We start from the raw sequence: 19,093 nt of genomic DNA, 5'->3' as shown, positions 1-19,093 counted from the left end.
GTAGTTCTGATTAGCGATATAATTTACTTAACTTCGCAAGTTGTTCAACCGTATTGGGTAATAGCCTAATTCTATGAATACCCTCGACCAAGTGCTAGAAACTGCTTTGCAACTTTCCTACGAACAGCAGGAAATGCTGATAAAAATCCTGCAAAACCGTCACCGCGAGAGTATTCGCGCCGAAATAGCTGCGGATGCTCAACAAACCTTAGCTGATTTCCGTACAGGAAAATTTCGACAGCAGTCAGCCGAGGATGTTATTTCAACATTACGCCAGTCTTTGGACGAACCCGAAGCATGAGACAACTGGTTCTGACTCCCAAATTCAAACGAGCATTCCGCAAGTTTGTGAAACGAAATCCTGACCTCCAGCAACGTATTGAAGACTCTCTTCAACAAATGGAAGCAGATGTATTTTTTCCAAACCTAGGTACTCATAAACTAGGTGGCAAACTTGATGGTCTTCAGTCCTGCTCTTGCGGCTATGATTGTCGGATTGTCTTCTCTATTGAAGAGGATGCGGAAACAAATAGTGAAGTCATTGTTCTACTCGACATCGGGACACATGATGAGGTCTATTAACTGTCTCAGTCATTCTTAGACTACAACTCCACAAATGGATTTAATTTTTATTTAACTTGTTCGCAAATTCGGCAACCGCCGCCACAAATTCTGCGGTGGATTCGTAGGGTAAAACGTTTCGCCCCGGCATTAATAAACCCTCTCCGTTGGGAAAATGGGTTAAATATTGCGCTAATCTTTCGTCGGGTTTTTCTTCCTTACCCGATTGACTGATGCTTGAGGCTTTTTCTCCCATGATAACGAGTGCCGGATTCCTAAACTGTTGAATCGTGCTAGTGTAATCCTGGCGCCAAAAACCCGCTAAAAATGAGAAAACTGCATGACGGCTGTCAGGATTTGCCGCCCCAGCTTGCAAAGCATCCAACCATTCGCTGTCAACATTTGCTGCATCGCCAAACAGTTGTTTTCCAGAAAAAGAGCGCAAAAATTTAGCGCGTCTGGCGTATCGATAAAAAGCGTTTCCCAAGGGAGAGTCTAACAAATTCCAGACGATTCTTTGCTCTCTATCTGTCGAATGTTTGTTCATCACCGCCCAAGCTGGAGGCCCGGCGAGGACTAGGGAATGGATTAAATTAGAATTGCTTTCCTGCTGCAATTTGGCTAATTCCAAGGCTACACACAGTAAAGCACCTTGCACGAGGACGATCGCAGGTTTTTTTACTACAGTCTCCAAGAAAAACTGCAACTGTGCTGCCCAATCCTCAGGATAGCAAGCCACAGCGGGCATTTCGCAATCGCCGCAGCCCAAAAGGTCGGGATTGTAAATCGGATTTGTGTTGCCTGATTTGTGCCAACTTTCGCAAAATCTCTGCCAAAAGACTCTTGACAATCCAACTCCTATGGGATGAATCAATAACAACGGTATGCTATCTTCTGTCGCAGTAGTTGGTTGATAAACATCATAAGCACAGCGATATTTTTGCCATTCGTAAAACAGCGTTGGTGATTTGATAGAGGAAATGGCTGATAAATCTTGAGTTGAATATTGTGGTTGCATATTATTTTTTTGTACCGATGTTACTTTTTATTATAAAATGAGTAGGGCTGGGTTTTACCCAAAATATATGGGGTAACTCAGAAGATAAATAAACCCGCCCTGTGCGAGGAGATAAGCGCAACTACAGACCTTTATTATTTAATCATGTCTGAACAGCGGATTACAATTTCTATACCTAACTTGCTGCTCATTGTAGCATCGTCCTTGGTGCTAGTGCTGCTGTGGCAATTGCGAAGCCTGCTGGTAATTCTGATGATATCAGTGGTGCTCGCTGCTTCGATCGTCCCGATCGTCAATTGGGCCGAAACCATGCGCGTTCCCCGCTGGCTGGCGGTGATTCTGGTTTATTTAACTCTGATTGGCGGATTCAGCGGGACGGTAGTGTTAATCGGGCCGACAGTCATCGAACAAATTGAGTTACTGGTGCGACAGTTACCAGTTTACGCCGAAAGTCTGGAAATGGTAGCGACTAGCTTAGCCAGTCGCCTCACCGATGATGCCCCTGCTTTGGTGAATCAGTTGCTAGACACTCAATCGCTGACAAATTGGCTGATTCGATCGAGCCAACAACTGGTTTTGCGATCGTACAGTTTAACAAGAGGCATTCTCGGAGGCTTCTTCAGCCTAGTTTTAGCATTATTTATTTCCGGCTACATGGTAGCCGACAGCGACACATTAATTAAAAGTTTGGTGCAGTTTTTCCCGAAACCTTGGGATACAAAACTCGCCGCCCAAGCCACGCCCATCGGGCAAAGAATGGGGAGTTACATTCGCGGGCGGGTGTTAGTTTCGGGGATTTTAGGGATATTTATCACCGCAGGTTTGAGCTTTTTGGGGATGCCGGAGTTTGCTTTGGGCTTGGGTGCGATCGCAGGTGTGACAAATTTGATTCCCTTCATCGGCCCCGTTTTGGGCGCAGTACCCGCCTTAATCGTCGCGTTAGCTAAGGGTGGATGGGTGTTGTTGTGGGTATTGCTGCTGTTTGTATTTATCCAAAACTTAGAAACTTACGTACTCGATCCTTTGCTGGTTGGTTCTTCGGTTGGGGTGCATCCATTGTATCAATTGCTGTCTGTCTTGGGAGGCGTGCAAGTATTGGGAATTATCGGGGCGGTAATTGTGCCGCCTTGGTTTGCGGGAGTAGCTGCTTTGATTGAAAACTTGTATTTAAAACCGAAGCTGAGGAGCGAATATCGAGAGACAATAAATCAAGCTAAAAATAATTCTGATTTACCGCCTTTGACACCTTCGGCTTCAACAGTTGACAGTTGACAGTTGACAGTTGACAGTTGACAGTTGACAGCTTGTAGGGTGTGTCGCCTGCGATAAATTCCTAACTGAATACCGACAATCTTAGGGCGACGCACCTGATACGACTAATTAAAATTATTTGCACAAACACCAAACTTGTCAAAGGCTTGTTTTCAGAAATATTTGATCGGGTGCGTCGCCCTGAGATTATTGGTTAAATTTACAGATGGTTGCCGGCGACACACCCTACAATAATCCGGTGCGTCGCTCGATTTTTTGTTAATTTTAGAGATGGTTGGCGGCGACACACCCTACAAATAATGTTGCATGATTTTTCCTAAAATTCGGCACAGTGAATTGAAAAAACTAGACAAAATTGCCACAGCCACAAACTCTCTTGAAATTATCTGCGTTCGTCTGTGTTAATCTGCCTTAAATCTGCGGTTGCTTTATCAATCCTAAGTCTAGTATCTACAAGCCCAATGGCCTAATGCCCTGTTTGGCCCATGCCCTGTTTGCCCTGTTTGCCCCATGCCCAATGCCCAATGCCCAATGCCCAATGCCCCATGACTAAGGACTAAGGACTAATTGCCACTTCAATGCGACGGTTGCGCTGCCGGTTGATCTCAGAACTATTATCTACCGAAGGGCGACTTTCCCCGTAGCCGATCGCCACCCAATGATACTTCTGCCCGAGCACACCAGACAAATACTGCACCACAGCCTGAGCCCGCGCAAACGACACATTGCGATTTTCGGCCTCTTCCCCGGCGTCGTCAGTGTGCCCTGCAACCCGCACCGTTGCACCCTCGTAACTCCGCAACTCCGCCACCAAATTGTCCAAAATCGCACTGGTGCCCGCCCGCAGAGAAATGCTGCCAGTATTAAATAAAACATCGCTGGGCAAAGTTACCATCAGCCCATCCCCTGCAAATACCGGATTTCTCGGATTCTGTGGCTGCGCGTTACCATCCAGAGGGCTCGGCGCGGGTAAAGCTAAAGGAGGAGTTGTCTCCGTTGGGGTTGCAGCCAATTCCTGCGACATCAACTGCAACCGCTTTTCCAAACTTTCCGTCGGGCGGCTGCTACCCAACTGACTTTCTAAAGCTGCTGTGCGCCCAATTAGCGCGTTGAGCTCGCCTTGCAATTTTCTTAAATCTGCCTGCAATTTCTCTCTCTGGGCGGGATTGACTTTCGACTGGGGAGTTGGTGTAGCGGTTGGTGCCGGAAGCGCTGGAATTGGCGTTGCTGGGGCGCGTTTCGGGCTGGAGGTCAAATTTTGAGTTACGCGCAGCAATCTCTCGGCGATCGGCATTTGGGTGGCGCGTGATGGATAAATTTGGGCGATCGTCATCCCCAAAACCCACGCAAAACCGCTGCCTACTCCCAGCAACAGCAGTCTAAAGATTAGCGACAGTAAAAATAAACCTTTTCCCCGCGACTTGGAGACGCGAGTCGGGGGAATTGAAGGTTTTTCCGTAGAATATCGCGTCATGGTTCCTCCCTCTCGGTACACATATAGCAATCCTAAATCATTTGTGAATTTCTTACTCCCTCCCCTTGGCAAGGGGAGGGTTGGGGTGGGGTAAAATTTTTACGACTCCTGCAAGGATTGCTATACCAGATTAATTTCGATACTATCCTATATATCCAATTTTAGATTTTAGATTTTAGATTTTAGATTTTAGATTTTAGATTGGAGAACAAATCTCAAATCTGAAAAATTAACCCGGTTTCTACAAATCTGGGGTTTGGCGGCACAGTATTTCCGACACAAACCAAATTTATAATCTCCTGTACCTCAGGCTGAATTTGTTAGATAATAATGTAGAAGTTTTGGCAAAAAAATGATGTCTGACCCTTTAAATAGCCCCTATCCCGTGCCTTGGGAATGGATTAATGAGACTCACGCTAAGGTGAGTTCAAATGCTGGCACAGGTATCCGCTACTATCGGAGTCCTTCCCTAGTTTCAACTAACGGCCAATACGCGGCTTACAGTCGAATTGAATTGCAAGTACAGCCGGAATTGGCCCGCTGTCGGGTTAGCAGCGTGATGTTTGTGGAAAATCTCAAAACTGGGGAACTGCAAACAGTGGCGGCTGCTTCGCCCCTGGCCGAAAGCGGAATGTATGCTAGCGATGACACAGATATGTCCGGGACGATCGCAATTTTAGTGCCTGTTTCTTGGAATCAAGAGGGTTCCCGCGTTCTCGCCCGCGAATTTGAAGCCTTGTTCAACTCTTCCGATATGTCCGACTACGCGGTCATTTGGGATAAAAATGATAATTATACTTATACCGTTGCTCCGGCTCGCAGTCTTTACACCCATGCTGTATTGTTGGGTTGGAGTCAAGTTTGCCCGGGACAAGTTCTGTTCCGCGCCGGTCATTTGGGCGATCGATCTTGGCCTCTTTGTGCCGTCGATATGACTGGCCAAACCGTATCTGTCACCCAAGACAAACCCCTAGTTTTCGGCACTCAAGCCAGCACAGACTGGATCGAACCTAAAACTCGTTTTTAGATATATTTATGGCGGCATATTCTTTGATTTGGCCCAAAATTATTTTACTTTCCGGTCAATCTTTAGAGCAATTTCTTTTGACTCTGGGGCTGACAGCCTTGGCTGTGATTTTTGGTCTCACAGCTTTTATTTTTGTTCGGGTTTTGGTCAATTGGTTGCAGGACAAGCTGGAGGAAAATCGCCATTTTTTGAGTTTTAAATTACGCCCAAAAACGCGACATTCAACTGCCAATATTGCCGCAGGTAAAAACGTTTTTTTAGAACCGCAATTTGTCGAGAACGATCCAAATTATCCGGCGGTTTCTTGGGAACCAGAAAGCGATACTTTAGAAGCGATTGAGCCAGAGATAGTCTGCGAAGATTCAGCAGCAGTTGCCCATCTCTACAACCCGATCGCACTTTGGCACGGGCGCTTGATTTTGCCATCAAACGAACAGCGCCAGATTTATGGATCGGTTTTTTTTGAAGTGATTAATGCACCCAAAAAACATCAAAATTTCATTGGCAAAATAGCATTTTTGAAGTGGAGTACAGACCGCCAAGTACAATTTTTTGTCCACGCCGTCAGTCAAGATATCAGTTTCACCAAACAAACTCAAAAAAGTCAAAAATCAGGCAACATCCATCCAGATAGATTGAACGGCTGGCGCAATGTCGGCCCTTTAGAAACTCTAGCCGGTAGCAGGCGCGAAGACAGCGTGACTGTGATGTTGCGGAGACCGGTGATTGCCATCAACCACAGCAACAGCGACCAGCAAGAACTAATTATCGATCGCGAACCAGTACAAATTATCGGACGTTTCTGTGCCTTAGTCTCAATTTTACAGCGCCCAGAACCCGACAGCGACAAATTTATTGTCCGGCATTTCAGCAAAACATCCCAACAATTTGACGGCGCTGCCGAAATCATTCGGATTCCCCAAGTACAGCCAGACAAAAATGGCATAGCGAGGTCTACCAATCACCAAATCGAACAATCGCCATTCAATCCAGACGGCTGGTACATTTACGGCGCAAGAGACGAAGATAATATTTTTGTAGTCCAAGGAATCGAACCCCGGAAAATTGCCCAATTAATCCCAGATGAAACACATTTCGGGTTACAAAAATCTCTCGCTTATTTAAAAGACCAAAACTGGTTAAATACTAGGGCGCAAAAAGGACAAGCCAAACGAGTATTGTTGGTGCCAAACGATGCTACAGAAAACGATTCAATCTCCCCTTGGGAAGAAGGAGATATCGGTATAGTGATTCATTGTTTCGGCGGTATCGGCGGCAAAAAAGGCGAACCGGTACCGCTGAGAATTGTCACCGGACATTTTGCTTTTGGAGTAGCAAAAGTTGTGCGCGATCGCTTTACCGGCGAACTGCGTTTTGACATAGAATACAAACAAGTTTATGCCCACAATCCAGACGGAATTGTAGCAGGTTCCAGCAAATGGCAAAGTTACATGGGAGACTTGCAGCGCGGCTGGTTGGGCGATCGCCCGGTGTGCGATATCATCTGTAAATTAGACTGCGTGTGTTGCGACTACGACTTTGACGGCATCACCTTGTCACCCTTAACCGAATTCAACCAGCAACTAGATATCATGATGGCGCGCTACCGCAGCGGAGACGGCACCGGCGCCAGTTTAGTCACGCCAGCAACTTCTTGCGTGCAAGATTCCAGTCAGGCAATTTACGCGACAATTAAAAAAATTACTGCGGAAATTGAGTCAAATCCTCAGATTCAAGACTGGCTGAAAACACATCCCACTGCCGCACAAACCGAAAGATTTAACCAGTTAGTAGCTTTAGGAGAGAGTTTAGAAAAAGTATTAATTCCCCTCGGTGTTGTCCGTCCAGATTGGCGCAAAAATACGAGATTGGCGGGTATTGATTCTGAACTGAACAAAACCTTTTTTGCTGGCATCATGAACTCGTTCAAAGCTGCTATGAGTTACCGAACAATGCTGCCGAGGCGCACCCAAGATGCGATCGCCAAAATCCTCTTAAAACAGGGGGCTTTTTTGTGGATAATTCGCACTAATCAAGTTGGTGGATTCGATCCAGACATTGAGCCGATCGCACCGACAGGACTTTGAATGATATCATATCCGATAACTATGGAATTATACCTGAGTGCCGTCCCGCACAGCAAAGCCTTATTTCTATGACAAAGGCTAATATATCCCTCAAGAAATGACTTGTTATCTCAAGGAAGAGTTATCATCTCTAGTTGGATTTAATAATGTTTTGCTTGGTTGTTTGGGAAATAGCAACAACATCAACACTGTACTAATAATACATAGTCCACCGAGTCCTTCAACAAGACTCAGTGGTAAGCGAAGCCAAATAATTGATGCAGCTACAGCCGACACAGGCTCTGCACTTGCCAACAAACTCGCTTCTGTAGGTGTAATATATCGAAGACTGTCTAGATATAGATAAAAAGCGATTAATGTGCCAAATATAATCACAAAACTAACAAACAAACCAGTAATAACAGACCAATGTTGACCTTGAATTTGCCAAGGAGAAGCGATCGGGCATAATGCAATCCCTCCTATAATCATGCCCCACCCAATGATTGCTTCAGCACCCCAACGTTGTAGCAAATTTGATGGATATAATGTGTAAAATGCAAGTGCAATTGCAGAACTTAATCCCCATGCTATTGATGTAATGGAGACTGACAAGTGGTGAATAGATCCATTTGTTACGAGAAGAAATGTACCTAACAAAGCAAATCCTAAGGCTATAAACTCTTGAATACTAGGAATTCCCTTGTACTTTACTGCTAAGTAAATCATAATAAATAATGGAGCCAAATATTGCAATAATGTTGCTGTAGCAGCATTACCAGTTTGAATAGCTGCGAAATAGGTATACTGCACTCCCAACATACCAAAAATTCCAAAAATCACTAATCGAATCCGATCTTGGGGAGCATTCCACACAGCAAAAACTTGGTTGAAGTTCTTTCGGAAACCTCCAATTATTAATAACAATATTCCTGAGATAAGAAGGCGCATTGTAACCAACCAACCGGGAGTAAATCCCTCATCTTGAAAAAGCCTTTGTGCCACCGTACCAGAAAGTCCCCATAAAGTGGCTGCTATGAGCACCATAGCCAGTCCCTTATAGCGTAATAACTTAAGATTTTTTGAGTCAGATGTAAGCATTGTTTTTAATCATTCCATCAAACTCAATCTGTGTGCAGTGCACACCCTAAAAAGTCAACCAAGTTTGTAGTGAGGACTTCAGTCCTTCAGGTTTGTAGTGAGGACTTCAGTCCTTCTTTCTGCGGACTAAAGTCCTCACTACGAACCTTCACAGCAGGTTTGTAGTGAGGACTTCAGTCCTTCTTTATGCCGACTAAAGTCCTCACTACGAACCTTTACCAAGGGGTGACAGCCGCAGTACCGCCCGGTGCAATAACTACTCGGAAATCAGCCAGCGGTTCCGCAGGCGGCCTAGTACCAACCGGTTTGTAAAGCAACTCGGACAACGGCGCTTGAGATCGATCGACTGCTGCGGAATTTTCCGATTTGTAACCGACAATCGCCCCATCTTTAGCCACACTTACCCGATAAACCAACTCCGCAGCAACAGCAGGCTGATTCTTCAAAACTCCGTCAATTTGCTGGGAAAGTTTGCCCTTCAACAGATCGATTTCTGCCGGATCGGTAATCGCCACGGCTGTCGCCCCAGGGCTTGCCAAACCTTCAGCAACCGGGCTGGGAGTGCTTTCCGGCGAAATGTTCGACTGCGGTGTCGCCAAGGGTGAAGTCTCCGACTGCGGCGAAGTGCTCGGAGTTGGTGAAGTCGATTCAACAGCTTTGGGAGTTTTATCCCCAAGCAAACCCTCACCCGCAGGCGTGGGATTGGGATTCGGCGAACCCGAACCACCGGAATTCGGCGTGCCGAGATTTTGGCCTGCTGGATTCGGCTGCGGTACTGGATCTCTCGGGCGCTGGACTTCCGGCACTGGCACCAAGAAAAACGCCATCGCAGCCATTGCCAAACTCGACACCCCCACCGCCGCAGGCAAACTCCGCTTCGCCAAAGGTTCGGCAGACTTGATATAACGCTTGGAAATTGGAGTTAATTGCAGCGACAATTCCGGCAGCGTCTGGGTGTCGGCAAAAAATTGATCGATCGCCTCTACCAAATCAAATAGCTGTACCGTCGTCAAATCTACCTGTGCCGACAGTTCTGTTTTTCGATCGATTTGGGTGGCGCTGTCAGATCCGGCGGGTATAACCGTCAAACGGTGGGAATTCCCGTCAATTTTGTGCAACTGTACCATACCCAAATTCGGGCCGTAGCGATCGGGATAATGCACTCCGCTCATAAATTCTTGAGCGTAGCTGCTAACATTCCTCACCAAGCTTTCAAAAAACTCCCGTCCTCCGCTGAGGGGCTCGCCGAGGCCTGTCACATAGCATTCAACGCTCATCAATATCGAAAGCACCGGCCGCATTTCTAGCTGGCTGGATGCCGAGCCATCGCTCAACCCTTCTAGAACCAGGGTGCAATTTGGCAGACTGTACTGACGCCTAATAGTCATAAAATAGCTGGGTAAGTGGGAAACTCAGAGACTTTAGTCCTGAGAGGGAAACTCCAAGAGCGGTTTCAACCGCCTTGAATCTTTCTTTATCCATTACCGCCTTGGAGTTGCTCGACTTGGTGTACTTTTGTAATGTACTTTCAGCAGGACAGTTACCGCCTCAAACCTTGCAACCCTGTACGCATAATGTTTGCTCTTTTGGAGCCTCCCTTACGGGGTAATGTTCGCCTCGACCTGGTTATAAAGGCTTGTTAGACCTGCGACACTGTAAAGCGTGACTTTAAAACTGTTTAATCGCAGATGACAGAGCGGGAAACTGGCGTCGCATTCAAGGAGTGTCGTGACCCAAATAACGTCTCCTTTTTCAAGGGGTCTGGTCAGAACAGCTTGCAATTTCTTACAAGCGAGCGTGGCTTGAGCCCTGAGTTCCTGACGTTTATTCAATTTCTCCATCAAACAGGCTAACCCAAAAGCGCTGCATTCCGGCTGTGCCTGTACAAAATAGCAGTTTGCTCAACAAGTTCAAAGCTAGTTCGTTGAGCTTGTCGTCGGAATTATAAGCTGCCACCACCGATCGCTTGGGGTTCATGCGCGATCGAAAATGAGCTCGAAAACGTTCTAAATACTCGGCAAGCTGCAAATTCTGACTGAGGGGAAGATTTTTCGATCGCAACTGCTGCGAATCTAGCAGCAACTGCCGAATTGTCGCAGTTAACTTGCGCGCCATATTACAGGCGATAGCCACCAGCGCCTTTGCCTCCACAACTGTCAGGGAGCGGCGTTGGGCATAGCGTCTCAGCGGATTAGTATTTCGCATCTGCCAAAAGGCAACGCGATTTTTGACAATTGACTCCAATTCCAGCTCCTTTGACACTGCCAGCATTTCTTCCGCACCTCCGAGATACAAGGCCTCGATCGCCAGCAACATCAAGTCAATTTGCAATCTAGTCCGGCGGGGACACCCACCCTCATTCGGCGACAAATCTGGCAAACTGTCTAAAATCAACGGGTTTGACTCGGTAAGCGAAGTTTCTGACGGCATTAAGATCACGGCAACATCCATTTCAACACAATATACGGACAGGGGGGGTCTTGGCCCAGGTAATTTTTGAACCGGAGACTCCTCTGGGATACTCTATCTCTATCGCTCAGTTCTATATTCTGACTTTAATTTAGCACCATTGGCGGCTAGTGGCTTAAGTGTCACCATCTGGCGATCGCTCTTCAAAGAGGGGCTGGGGCATACAGCCGTTTTCTAGCGTGTCAGGTACGATCGGGAAGCAGACATAGGAGCAAAACTAATGATTGCAACTGTTTTCCCGTTTCGGACTGTTTTGGTACAAATTTTAGTTTTGTTTTTGGCGATCGCGATCGAATCATGGTTCTTGCAAAAACTACTGAAACTCGGCCCCAAAACCAGCGTTGAATATGCAGCCATCCTCAATCTCTCTTGCACTTGCATGGGTTGGCTAGTCTTCTTCGGCCTTGAAAGCGTGCTTTCAAAAGAGTTACGGGAACGGCTGATCGATTATCTATTATTAGGAGGCGAGCGAGATTTTTACTTCATAATAACTGGTATCGCCCTCTCGATACTGCTAGTCACTTTTCTCGCCAAATGGCAAGCATTAGAACTGTTAGAAAACACCCTATACGGGAAGAAGAAAACTGCTGTTCCTACTGAATTCAAACGCTCATTCACCCTCACCCGCCGTCCTCCGAAAAGAAGTTTTAAAGTCACCACCCAATTTGGAGCAATTTTCATCTCTCACACTGTTAGTAATTGCCTGATTCTAACCGTGTTATTTTTCCAAAGCATCGATTGATTTTAGATTTCAGATTTACTCCACAGATAAATCTGGATCTTCAACTTCGATCTCAACTTTTGGGTTGGAGCCCGATCTTTCCGGGGCTTCTACCAGTTTTCTGACGGTGCGATTGAAATCAACACCTTTAATGTGGTTGCTTCTGCTGAGGTTTCGCCACCGCTTCTTTTTGAGCCGTAAAATTAGTAGCCGCCGCCCGCTCCGTCAGACTTATTTTTCCGTTGATGCTGTCTTTTTCGACAATTCCTCGCAGTTTAACATAGCTCTTTTGACCGATCGCTCCGGAGTCGCTGCAACCGACTAAATTAGGAACTGCACCCTCTAAGCTCAATCCTTGATTTTCCCACTTGCCTGCTAAAAAAGGTTTCTCCTCGGCTGTGTTTGCGCGATCGCCCTCGCTGTTACCCGATCGCAAATTACCGCTCAAATAAACACCCGATTGCTCGATTGTCAAGGTCAAAGTATCAGATTTCAGACATTCTGGCAAACTTTTAGGATCGAAGCGATAACTTCCGGCAATTGCCGGAGCCGCTTTTAAACTTGTTTCGCCGTAAGCAGTGACCACTTTAAACAGTAGCGAAACGGAGCCGATCGCAATTCCGTAAAATGCCAGCGATTTAAGGCTTAAATGATTCATAATCTTGGGAATTGGGAATTGGGAATTGGGAATTGGGAATTGGGAATTGGGAATTGGGAATTGGGAATTGGGAATTAGTAGCACCTCACAAATAACAACTAACAACTAACAACTAACAACTAACAACTAACAACTAACAACTAACAACTAACAACTAACAACTAACAACTAACAACTGTCAACTGTCAACTGTCAACTCCCAACTGTCAACTGTCAACTGCCAACTGTCAACTGTCAACTGTCAACTATCAACTGTCAATAAGTACCGAAGCCAAGTGCGATCGCACTTTCACGTAACAGCGCGCAATCAGCAGCGAAGAATGACACTGCACCGCCAATTCATCAGTATACCGTCCCAGAGTTTGGCGTTCAATTCCCCACTCCCGACTCGTACCCGCGATCGTCAAATCAGCATTAGCAGAAGCCGCCACCACCGCTTGAATAGGTTCAGCAGCCTCCACAATCGGAGTTTCAATGCGCGATCGCACTTCTACCGGCAACCGATCCATAACTCGCCCAAACTCATAACTCAGCTCATTTCCCTCTGCCCCGTCAACCGCCACCCGCAGCACAGTCAAACGACGTTCCTCGCTATTAACCAACAGTCTCAGCGCCAATTCCAACCCTAAATCATCGTGAATATTTGCCGCATAAGGCACTAACAAATTATTCAACCGTTCCCTACCTCTGTCAACAAAAATAGCCACATCCACAGTAGCGTTGCTGAGAATTTGCCCGACACGCCCTCCCAAACGGTTGCTGCTAAAAGTCGGCCTGTGCCATCCTACCAAAATCAAATCCGCGCGATCGAGTTCCGCAATTTGCGCCGTTTCCCGCGCCACATCTTTAGTAACCCGAACGATCGGATGCACGAATTTTTTCGCATCCGGCAATTCCAAACTGTCTATCAATTCTGATAATTTCGAGCGGCGTTCCTGAATAATGCGATCGGCTTCTACGGGCGTACTTTCAAAACCATAATTTTCATTTAATTCGATCAAACTCAGAGGATGAACCGCCGCCGACTGCAAATCGCTACCCCCTGTACCCGCAGCAGGCTGCGCCAGGGCGATCGCTAATTTGAGCAAACCTTTCTGAGTAGTAGGATTAGCAACAGGCACTAAAATTCGATAAGTTGGCAGCAATTTTTCAGCAGTTTTTCCCGATTCCTCAGCACTTTGTGAATCTTCTAATTCTGAGTCATCCGGGCTAACTTCTGAGATATCTAACCGAATCAGCCTTTTCGGATAAGTCCACTCCAACAGCGGCGAAGTCATAAAAGTTGTCACCAAAGCCATGATGACTAACATCGTAAATAGCAGTGGCGAAATCACCCCCAGAGAAAGACCGATATTCAGCACAATCAGTTCAGTTAAACCGCGAGTATTCATCATCCAGCCCAGCGCCGAAGCTTCCCGGTTACTAATGCCGCAGACTCGGGCAGCAACGTAAGTCCCGAAATATTTACCAACAATTGCTACTCCCAAAACTGCCGCGCACAGCAGCCACAATTCGGGACTATTGAGCAGGCCGATTTGAGTCCGCAAACCGCTGTAAGCAAAAAATATAGGCAGCAGAAATATCAGGACAAAATCTTCAGTTTTCTCAGCTAATTCTCTGGTGAGCCCGGCATTTTTTGGCATTGACGCTCCCAGTAAAAACGCACCAAAAATTAAGTGAATGCCGATCCATTCAGTAATTAAAGCTGATGCTACAACTCCCATATAAATGCCAGATAGCACTAATTGAGATAACTTGCCGGTGCGGTTGTAGTGCTTGGAAAGCCGTTGCAAGAACCAGCGGACTACAGTCAGCATGAAACCGATGTAGACTATAGATTCCAAAATTGTCGGCAAAGCCCCAACCATCGAGTTAGTGCGCGTAACTGCGATCGCCACCGCCAACAAACACCACGCCGTCACATCGTCTACCGCAGCGCAAGTCAGGGCTAGCGTCCCCAATTTGGTATTCTGCAAGTTGTGCTCTGTAATAATTCTTGCCAGCACCGGAAAGGCAGTAATTGACATCGCAGCGCCCAAAAACATGGCAAAGGCTGTAAACGAAACGCTATTATTTGAAACTATCGGGTACAACAGCAGTGCTAGGAAGCTTCCCAGGGAAAACGGCACTAAAATGCTGACGTGTGACGTTAAAATTGCTACATCTAAATTGTTTTTGAGATACTTAGGATTGAGTTCTAAACCAATCAAGAACATGAAAAATATTAGCCCTACCTCAGATAACACGTTGAGGAAAGGAACGGCCTCCGCTGGAAAAAGTGCTGCTCCTAAATCTGGTGCAACCAAACCGAGGAGAGAAGGCCCGAGCATAATTCCTGCTACAATTTCTCCAATAACTTGAGGTTGTTTGATCGCTCGAAATGCTAAGCCGACAAGCCGAGAAAGTGCGATGACAATTAGAACTTCAAGCAGGACGAGAATGGGGATGGGCATGGCATTTTTAGCTTTAGGTTTTTTGCGGATCGAGAGGGCACGGTATTCAGTTGATAGTTGACAGTTGACAGTTGACAGTTGTAGGGGCGGTGCCGCGCCGTGCTCGCCCTCTTGACAGTTGACAGTTGACAGCTTACTCGCTTGCAAGCGAGAAGGGATGAGGGAGATCTCTAGCTGGAAGTCCGAGGATTGGAGTGAGGATTGGAGTAATGAATAGTCTTTTTTTAATTTATCCCTAGAAGTGTTGCAGCTTTAAACTAATTTTTTCTGCTCAAGCCGGCAGAATTGCCGATCGAACAAAATGAATAAAAGCTCGATCGAACGAAAGAAGGCACAAAACACGCAGCTTCTACGCCATTCTCTCACAAGCTAACAAAGGCTTTTGCAACCTCCCACCTGGATTTTGGATTTTTTAGAGTTTTTTAAGCACCGCGATCGATCGACCTCTATCCTCCACGTCCTCACCCCCAACCGAATCGGTGCGATCGAGCCTGCGGATAACCCAACCCTACGGATCTAAAACAGTCAGAAAAAGTGGTGCTTCTCGTGATAGACTAGAAAAGTTGTTTAAATTCGCACATCCGGGTTTTCGGGTGTTTCGAGGGCGCAAACCCTCAGAAATACGACCGGGTGGAGGATTAACCCGAATACAGGAGTTAAAAATACAATGCCAGTAGTTAGTTTGGCTCAAATGTTAGAGTCAGGGGTTCACTTCGGACACCAAACCCGCCGGTGGAACCCGAAAATGTCTCCCTACATTTTCACAGAGCGCAACGGGGTTCACATCATCGACCTCGTGCAAACCGCTCAGCTTATGGAAGACGCCTACGAGTACATGAGAGTGGCCTCGGAAAAAGGTAAAAAGTTTTTGTTCGTCGGTACAAAGCGCCAAGCAGCCGGGATTGTAGCCCAAGAAGCTCAACGCTGCGGTGCTTACTACGTCAACCAGCGCTGGCTGGGAGGAATGCTCACCAACTGGACAACGATTAAGTCCCGCGTCGAGCGCCTCAAGGATTTGGAACGCCGCGAGGAAATCGGCGCCCTAGATTTGTTGCCGAAAAAAGAAGCTTCTGTGTTGCGCCGAGAAATGGCCAAACTCCAGAAGTATCTGGGCGGAATCAAAACTATGCGTAAGATTCCCGACGGAGTTGTGTTGGTAGACCAACGCCGCGAGTATAATGCTGTGTTGGAATGCCAAAAGCTGGGAATTCCCATCGTCTCTCTGTTGGATACCAACTGCGACCCGGATTTGGTTGACATTGCGATTCCAGCAAACGACGATGCTATTCGATCGATCAAATTGATTGTCGGCAAGTTGGCTGATGCCATCTACGAAGGTCGTCACGGTCAACAAGGCGGCGACGCTGACGAAGACTACGACTACGAAGGTGGTTACGAAGGCGGCGAATATGATGGCGAAATCGAAGAATTGGATGACCCCAATTATGTAGATCCCGACGACGCCGACGCTGACGGCGAAGAAACCGAAAGCTAATATTGCGATCGGCATCTGACATCAAGCAATTAAAAATTAAAGATTGAAAATTAAAAATTAAAAATCATAATTTTTAGTTGGACATTTTTAATTTTTAATTGTAAATGGCATTAGTCTCGGTCATTAGTAGATTTCTGACAAAAGCATTCCGCAGTGTGAACACCAAAATTAATTAGGGTTGTACACCTACCAAATCCGCCCGAAGGCTGACTTGCTATTTCTTAACTCTTGTCTAATCATTAACATTATGACTAATGACTAATGACTAACGACTAATGACTAATGACTAATGACTAATGACTAACGACTAATAACTAATTTTGATTGGGAACTTAAAGAAGATGGCGGACATATCTGCAAAACTTGTTAAAGAACTGCGCGACAAAACCGGCGCGGGGATGATGGACTGCAAAAAAGCCCTCACCGCAAACGATGGCAATATCGAAACATCAATTGAGTGGCTGCGGAAAAAAGGTCTGGCTGGGGCTGACAAAAAAGCAGGACGGGTTGCCTCAGAAGGACTTGTAGGCAGCTACATTCACACGGGCGGCCGCGTGGGAGTGCTGGTGGAAGTTAACTGCGAAACAGATTTTGTGGCACGGCGCGAAGAATTCCAAAGTTTAGTACGCAATATTGCAATGCAAATTGCAGCTTGCCCGAATGTGGAATACGTGAAAGTTGAAGATATCCCCGCTGAAATTGTCGATCGAGAAAAGGCAATTGAAATGGGAAAAGATGACTTGGGCAACAAGCCGGACAATATCAAAGAAAAGATTGTTCAAGGGCGGATTGACAAGCGGATGAAAGAGTTATGTTTGATGGATCAGCCTTTTATTAGAGATCAAAATATCTCGGTGGAAGAGTTGGTCAAACAAACGATCGCCCAAATTGGCGAAAATGTCCAAGTCCGCCGCTTCGTGCGTTTTGTGTTGGGCGAAGGCATCGAGAAAGTAGAAGCTAACTTTGCCGATGAAGTGGCTGCCCAAATGGGTGCTGCTCAATAATCGAAAATTTAGATTGAAAAATAAAAATTAAAAATGTGAAAAGCTATTTTTTTGCATTTTTAATTTTTAGTTTTTACACGACTACAGAAATAGGTACGTAGTTGCGCTTGGGCGCTCTTGGTACGTAGTTGCGCTTGGGCGCTCTTGGTACGTAGTTGCGCTTGGGCGCTCTTGGTACGTAGTTGCGCTTTAGCGCTCTTTATAATATTCCGAAAGAGGGCGTTGCTCATCGGGGTTTGAAAATGGGTAACTTGAAAATTCAGAAGATTAACTTAGTTGTTTCATTTTTTCACATTGAGTCGTTTGTACCGTAAATTAGCGCCGGAGCGCTGAAGCGCAACTACGTACCCAAGAGTCGATATTTTATGACTATCCGGGGGATGTGAGGGGAATCGAGTTTTCACATTGAGTCGTTTGTACCGTAAATTAGCGCCGGAGCGCTGAAGCGCAACTACGTACCCAAGAGTCGATATTTTATGACTATCCGGGGGATGTGAGGGGAATCGAGTTTTCACATTGAGTCGTTTGTACCGTAAATTAGCGCCGGAGCGCTGAAGCGCAACTACGTACCCAAGAGTCGATATTTTACGACTATCCGGGAGATGCGAGGGGAATCGAGACTTAGGTAGAAACCGAAAGATAAAAAAGATAAAAAGGTTTGAGGCGATTGTTGAAACCAATAGCCGATTTCTAACCAGAGTTAACTCGACAATCAGACAATTTGTGGCAGAAACCGGGTTGTTTTGCCGATCGTCCTATTTGAATTTTATAGGGGATATATGGTGGGATCCAGAGAGCGCATAGAGCAAGATTTGGCAGGACTCGAAGAGGCTTTAGCAGCCTTGAATCTAGAGTTTCGCAGTACCTACGATGGTTATTTAACTGCCTTGGGACAAGCGGTGCGACAGCAGTTGATTTTGGCTTGCTATCACCTTTGCACTCAAGCGGTTCCGGAGTCGTTTCTCAAGTTGTCCTTCGACGGGCGGCAAAAAATGCAGCAGTCTGTAAGGCGTTTGGCTGCGGCGTCTCAAGAAAAATTGCGATCGCTCACGACTGAATCAGAAGCAGAGGAAGAGGAAGAGGAAGAGGAAGAGGAAGAAATAGATGAAGAAATAGATGAAGAAATAGATGAAGACGAGTTTGGCGAGGAAGAAATCGAGGACAACGAATTCGTCGAGGAAGAAATAGAGAGAAGCAACGAATTTTCCGCTATTAACTATCAATTTCCAGCAACAAACAATCAATTACCAATTCCCAATTCCCCGCAAAGTTTGGCGCGCTGGCAAAATAGTATTGAAAAGTCGATCGCCCAGACTCTCAAGCTGCTGTCTCGCGACACCAACCGCTTGCTGCAACAGTCGGAAATCTTGCCCAGTCAATTGCCAGAACAGGTTCTAGAAGCTGCTTCTGCTGCTGAATTGTCCGCCGACAGCGTGGCGGGCCCGCCTAACCTATTAAGCTTGATCGTTGAAACAGATAGTTCACCAGCACCGCCAAACTTGGGAAAAAGACCCGGTAGTAATGCTTTGCACATTACAGCAATTAAGCTGCGGTTGTCGGAAATAGAGTTTGCCGATCCGGGAACTTCGGCTTGGCGCCAGCAAATTCGCAACCTCTCTGCAAAGTTGAACTCCCTCGGCCGCGATTACCAGAAAAAGCAGCGGGAAATGGCGGTGGTGGAGGCTGAGTCGGCTTGGCGATCGAGTTGGTTTGAAGATTAGTCAGTTAATAGTTGACAGTTGACAGTTGACAGTTGACAGTTGTTAGTTAACAG

18 protein-coding genes are annotated in these 19,093 nt (G+C 46.4%); 10 read left to right on the top strand and 8 right to left on the bottom strand.

All coding sequences use genetic code 11. The features are described 5' to 3' along the window. Positions 1 to 73: 73 nt before the first annotated feature. Positions 74 to 301 carry a hypothetical protein gene (locus tag QZ918_RS19640; protein WP_293337838.1) on the top strand — a complete coding sequence of 76 codons (228 nt, stop codon included), beginning with the start codon at positions 74 to 76 and terminating at the stop codon, positions 299 to 301. Continuing rightward, complete coding sequence (locus QZ918_RS19635; protein ID WP_293337837.1) at positions 298 to 582, top strand: type II toxin-antitoxin system RelE/ParE family toxin; 285 nt, start codon at positions 298 to 300, stop codon at positions 580 to 582. The genes QZ918_RS19640 and QZ918_RS19635 overlap by 4 nt, the downstream gene beginning before the upstream one ends. 40 nt (positions 583 to 622) lie before the next feature. Here the strand turns inward: QZ918_RS19635 and QZ918_RS19630 are convergent, their stop codons facing one another. Further along, positions 623 to 1,579 carry an alpha/beta fold hydrolase gene (locus QZ918_RS19630; RefSeq protein ID WP_293337835.1) on the bottom strand — a complete coding sequence of 319 codons (957 nt, stop codon included), beginning with the start codon at positions 1,577 to 1,579 and terminating at the stop codon, positions 623 to 625. A gap of 144 nt (positions 1,580 to 1,723) precedes the next feature. Here QZ918_RS19630 and QZ918_RS19625 point away from each other — a divergent pair, with 144 nt between their 5' ends. Then, positions 1,724 to 2,851, top strand: a complete 1,128-nt coding sequence (locus QZ918_RS19625; protein ID WP_293149120.1) for an AI-2E family transporter — start codon at positions 1,724 to 1,726, stop codon at positions 2,849 to 2,851. Here the strand turns inward: QZ918_RS19625 and QZ918_RS19620 are convergent. Further along, the gene (locus QZ918_RS19620) at positions 2,788 to 2,946 is read right to left on the bottom strand and encodes a hypothetical protein (protein ID WP_293337833.1); all 159 of its coding nucleotides are present in this window, start codon (positions 2,944 to 2,946) and stop codon (positions 2,788 to 2,790) included. The two genes, QZ918_RS19625 and QZ918_RS19620, sit on opposite strands and share 64 nt — an antisense overlap. Before the next feature lie 461 nt (positions 2,947 to 3,407). After that, complete coding sequence (locus QZ918_RS19615) at positions 3,408 to 4,325, bottom strand: OmpA family protein (protein WP_293337831.1); 918 nt, start codon at positions 4,323 to 4,325, stop codon at positions 3,408 to 3,410. 352 nt (positions 4,326 to 4,677) lie between these two features. Here QZ918_RS19615 and QZ918_RS19610 point away from each other — a divergent pair, with 352 nt between their 5' ends. Next, positions 4,678 to 5,352, top strand: coding sequence for a hypothetical protein (locus tag QZ918_RS19610; protein ID WP_293149116.1), 675 nt, complete (start codon positions 4,678 to 4,680; stop codon positions 5,350 to 5,352). Between the two features lie 8 nt (positions 5,353 to 5,360). Further along, positions 5,361 to 7,439: an abortive infection protein gene (locus tag QZ918_RS19605; RefSeq protein ID WP_293337829.1), complete on the top strand. Its 2,079-nt coding sequence runs from the start codon at positions 5,361 to 5,363 to the stop codon at positions 7,437 to 7,439. A gap of 105 nt (positions 7,440 to 7,544) precedes the next feature. On the opposite strand, the gene QZ918_RS19600 is transcribed toward QZ918_RS19605, so the two are convergent. The 3 genes from QZ918_RS19600 to QZ918_RS19590 form a co-directional block, all read right to left on the bottom strand. Further along, complete coding sequence (locus QZ918_RS19600; RefSeq protein ID WP_293337827.1) at positions 7,545 to 8,519, bottom strand: DMT family transporter; 975 nt, start codon at positions 8,517 to 8,519, stop codon at positions 7,545 to 7,547. 215 nt (positions 8,520 to 8,734) lie between these two features. Further along, positions 8,735 to 9,907: a DUF4335 domain-containing protein gene (locus QZ918_RS19595; protein ID WP_293337825.1), complete on the bottom strand. Its 1,173-nt coding sequence runs from the start codon at positions 9,905 to 9,907 to the stop codon at positions 8,735 to 8,737. 436 nt (positions 9,908 to 10,343) lie between these two features. Next, positions 10,344 to 10,949 carry a DUF3038 domain-containing protein gene (locus QZ918_RS19590; RefSeq protein ID WP_293149110.1) on the bottom strand — a complete coding sequence of 202 codons (606 nt, stop codon included), beginning with the start codon at positions 10,947 to 10,949 and terminating at the stop codon, positions 10,344 to 10,346. 259 nt (positions 10,950 to 11,208) lie between these two features. On the opposite strand from QZ918_RS19590, the gene fraC reads away from it, so the two are divergent. Then, a complete protein-coding gene (gene fraC / locus QZ918_RS19585; protein ID WP_293337823.1) occupies positions 11,209 to 11,730 on the top strand; it encodes a filament integrity protein FraC in 522 nt (173 codons plus the stop codon). Between the two features lie 127 nt (positions 11,731 to 11,857). Here fraC and QZ918_RS19580 read toward each other — a convergent pair whose 3' ends face one another. After that, positions 11,858 to 12,367 (bottom strand): hypothetical protein, encoded by a 510-nt coding sequence (locus QZ918_RS19580; protein WP_293337821.1) that lies wholly within the window; start codon positions 12,365 to 12,367, stop codon positions 11,858 to 11,860. A 248-nt stretch (positions 12,368 to 12,615) separates the two neighbouring features. After that, on the bottom strand, positions 12,616 to 14,967 hold the full coding sequence (locus QZ918_RS19575; RefSeq protein ID WP_293337819.1) for a cation:proton antiporter: 2,352 nt from the start codon (positions 14,965 to 14,967) through the stop codon (positions 12,616 to 12,618). 235 nt (positions 14,968 to 15,202) lie between these two features. On the opposite strand from QZ918_RS19575, the gene QZ918_RS19570 reads away from it, so the two are divergent. The 4 genes from QZ918_RS19570 to QZ918_RS19555 all read left to right on the top strand — a co-directional run bounded on the left by QZ918_RS19570 (position 15,203) and on the right by QZ918_RS19555 (position 19,040). Next, positions 15,203 to 15,340 carry a hypothetical protein gene (locus QZ918_RS19570; RefSeq protein WP_293337817.1) on the top strand — a complete coding sequence of 46 codons (138 nt, stop codon included), beginning with the start codon at positions 15,203 to 15,205 and terminating at the stop codon, positions 15,338 to 15,340. Between the two features lie 147 nt (positions 15,341 to 15,487). Beyond that, positions 15,488 to 16,315: a 30S ribosomal protein S2 gene (gene rpsB / locus QZ918_RS19565; RefSeq protein WP_293337815.1), complete on the top strand. Its 828-nt coding sequence runs from the start codon at positions 15,488 to 15,490 to the stop codon at positions 16,313 to 16,315. Positions 16,316 to 16,656: 341 nt separating this feature from the next. Continuing rightward, entirely contained in the window at positions 16,657 to 17,319 is a 663-nt protein-coding gene (tsf, locus tag QZ918_RS19560) for a translation elongation factor Ts (RefSeq protein WP_293149100.1), read from the top strand. 779 nt (positions 17,320 to 18,098) lie between these two features. Next, a complete protein-coding gene (locus QZ918_RS19555; protein WP_293337813.1) occupies positions 18,099 to 19,040 on the top strand; it encodes a hypothetical protein in 942 nt (313 codons plus the stop codon). The last annotated feature ends 53 nt before the right edge of the window (positions 19,041 to 19,093 follow it).

Source organism: Microcoleus sp. CAWBG58, from assembly GCF_020883045.1.
Lineage (GTDB): Bacteria > Cyanobacteriota > Cyanobacteriia > Cyanobacteriales > Microcoleaceae > Microcoleus.
Note: the sequence above shows the minus strand (reverse complement) of the source record. Positions and strands in the feature narration are given on the sequence as shown.

Bases quoted from the DNA above. Each gene is read 5' to 3' on its own strand.
- QZ918_RS19640 (WP_293337838.1), top strand. From the start codon at position 74: ATGAATACCCTCGACCAAGTGCTAGAAACTGCTTTGCAACTTTCCTAC.
- QZ918_RS19635 (WP_293337837.1), top strand. From the start codon at position 298: ATGAGACAACTGGTTCTGACTCCCAAATTCAAACGAGCATTCCGCAAG.
- QZ918_RS19630 (WP_293337835.1), bottom strand. From the start codon at position 1,579: ATGCAACCACAATATTCAACTCAAGATTTATCAGCCATTTCCTCTATC.
- QZ918_RS19625 (WP_293149120.1), top strand. From the start codon at position 1,724: ATGTCTGAACAGCGGATTACAATTTCTATACCTAACTTGCTGCTCATT.
- QZ918_RS19615 (WP_293337831.1), bottom strand. From the start codon at position 4,325: ATGACGCGATATTCTACGGAAAAACCTTCAATTCCCCCGACTCGCGTC.
- QZ918_RS19610 (WP_293149116.1), top strand. From the start codon at position 4,678: ATGATGTCTGACCCTTTAAATAGCCCCTATCCCGTGCCTTGGGAATGG.
- QZ918_RS19605 (WP_293337829.1), top strand. From the start codon at position 5,361: ATGGCGGCATATTCTTTGATTTGGCCCAAAATTATTTTACTTTCCGGT.
- QZ918_RS19600 (WP_293337827.1), bottom strand. From the start codon at position 8,519: ATGCTTACATCTGACTCAAAAAATCTTAAGTTATTACGCTATAAGGGA.
- QZ918_RS19595 (WP_293337825.1), bottom strand. From the start codon at position 9,907: ATGACTATTAGGCGTCAGTACAGTCTGCCAAATTGCACCCTGGTTCTA.
- QZ918_RS19590 (WP_293149110.1), bottom strand. From the start codon at position 10,949: ATGCCGTCAGAAACTTCGCTTACCGAGTCAAACCCGTTGATTTTAGAC.
- fraC (WP_293337823.1), top strand. From the start codon at position 11,209: ATGATTGCAACTGTTTTCCCGTTTCGGACTGTTTTGGTACAAATTTTA.
- QZ918_RS19580 (WP_293337821.1), bottom strand. From the start codon at position 12,367: ATGAATCATTTAAGCCTTAAATCGCTGGCATTTTACGGAATTGCGATC.
- rpsB (WP_293337815.1), top strand. From the start codon at position 15,488: ATGCCAGTAGTTAGTTTGGCTCAAATGTTAGAGTCAGGGGTTCACTTC.
- tsf (WP_293149100.1), top strand. From the start codon at position 16,657: ATGGCGGACATATCTGCAAAACTTGTTAAAGAACTGCGCGACAAAACC.
- QZ918_RS19555 (WP_293337813.1), top strand. From the start codon at position 18,099: ATGGTGGGATCCAGAGAGCGCATAGAGCAAGATTTGGCAGGACTCGAA.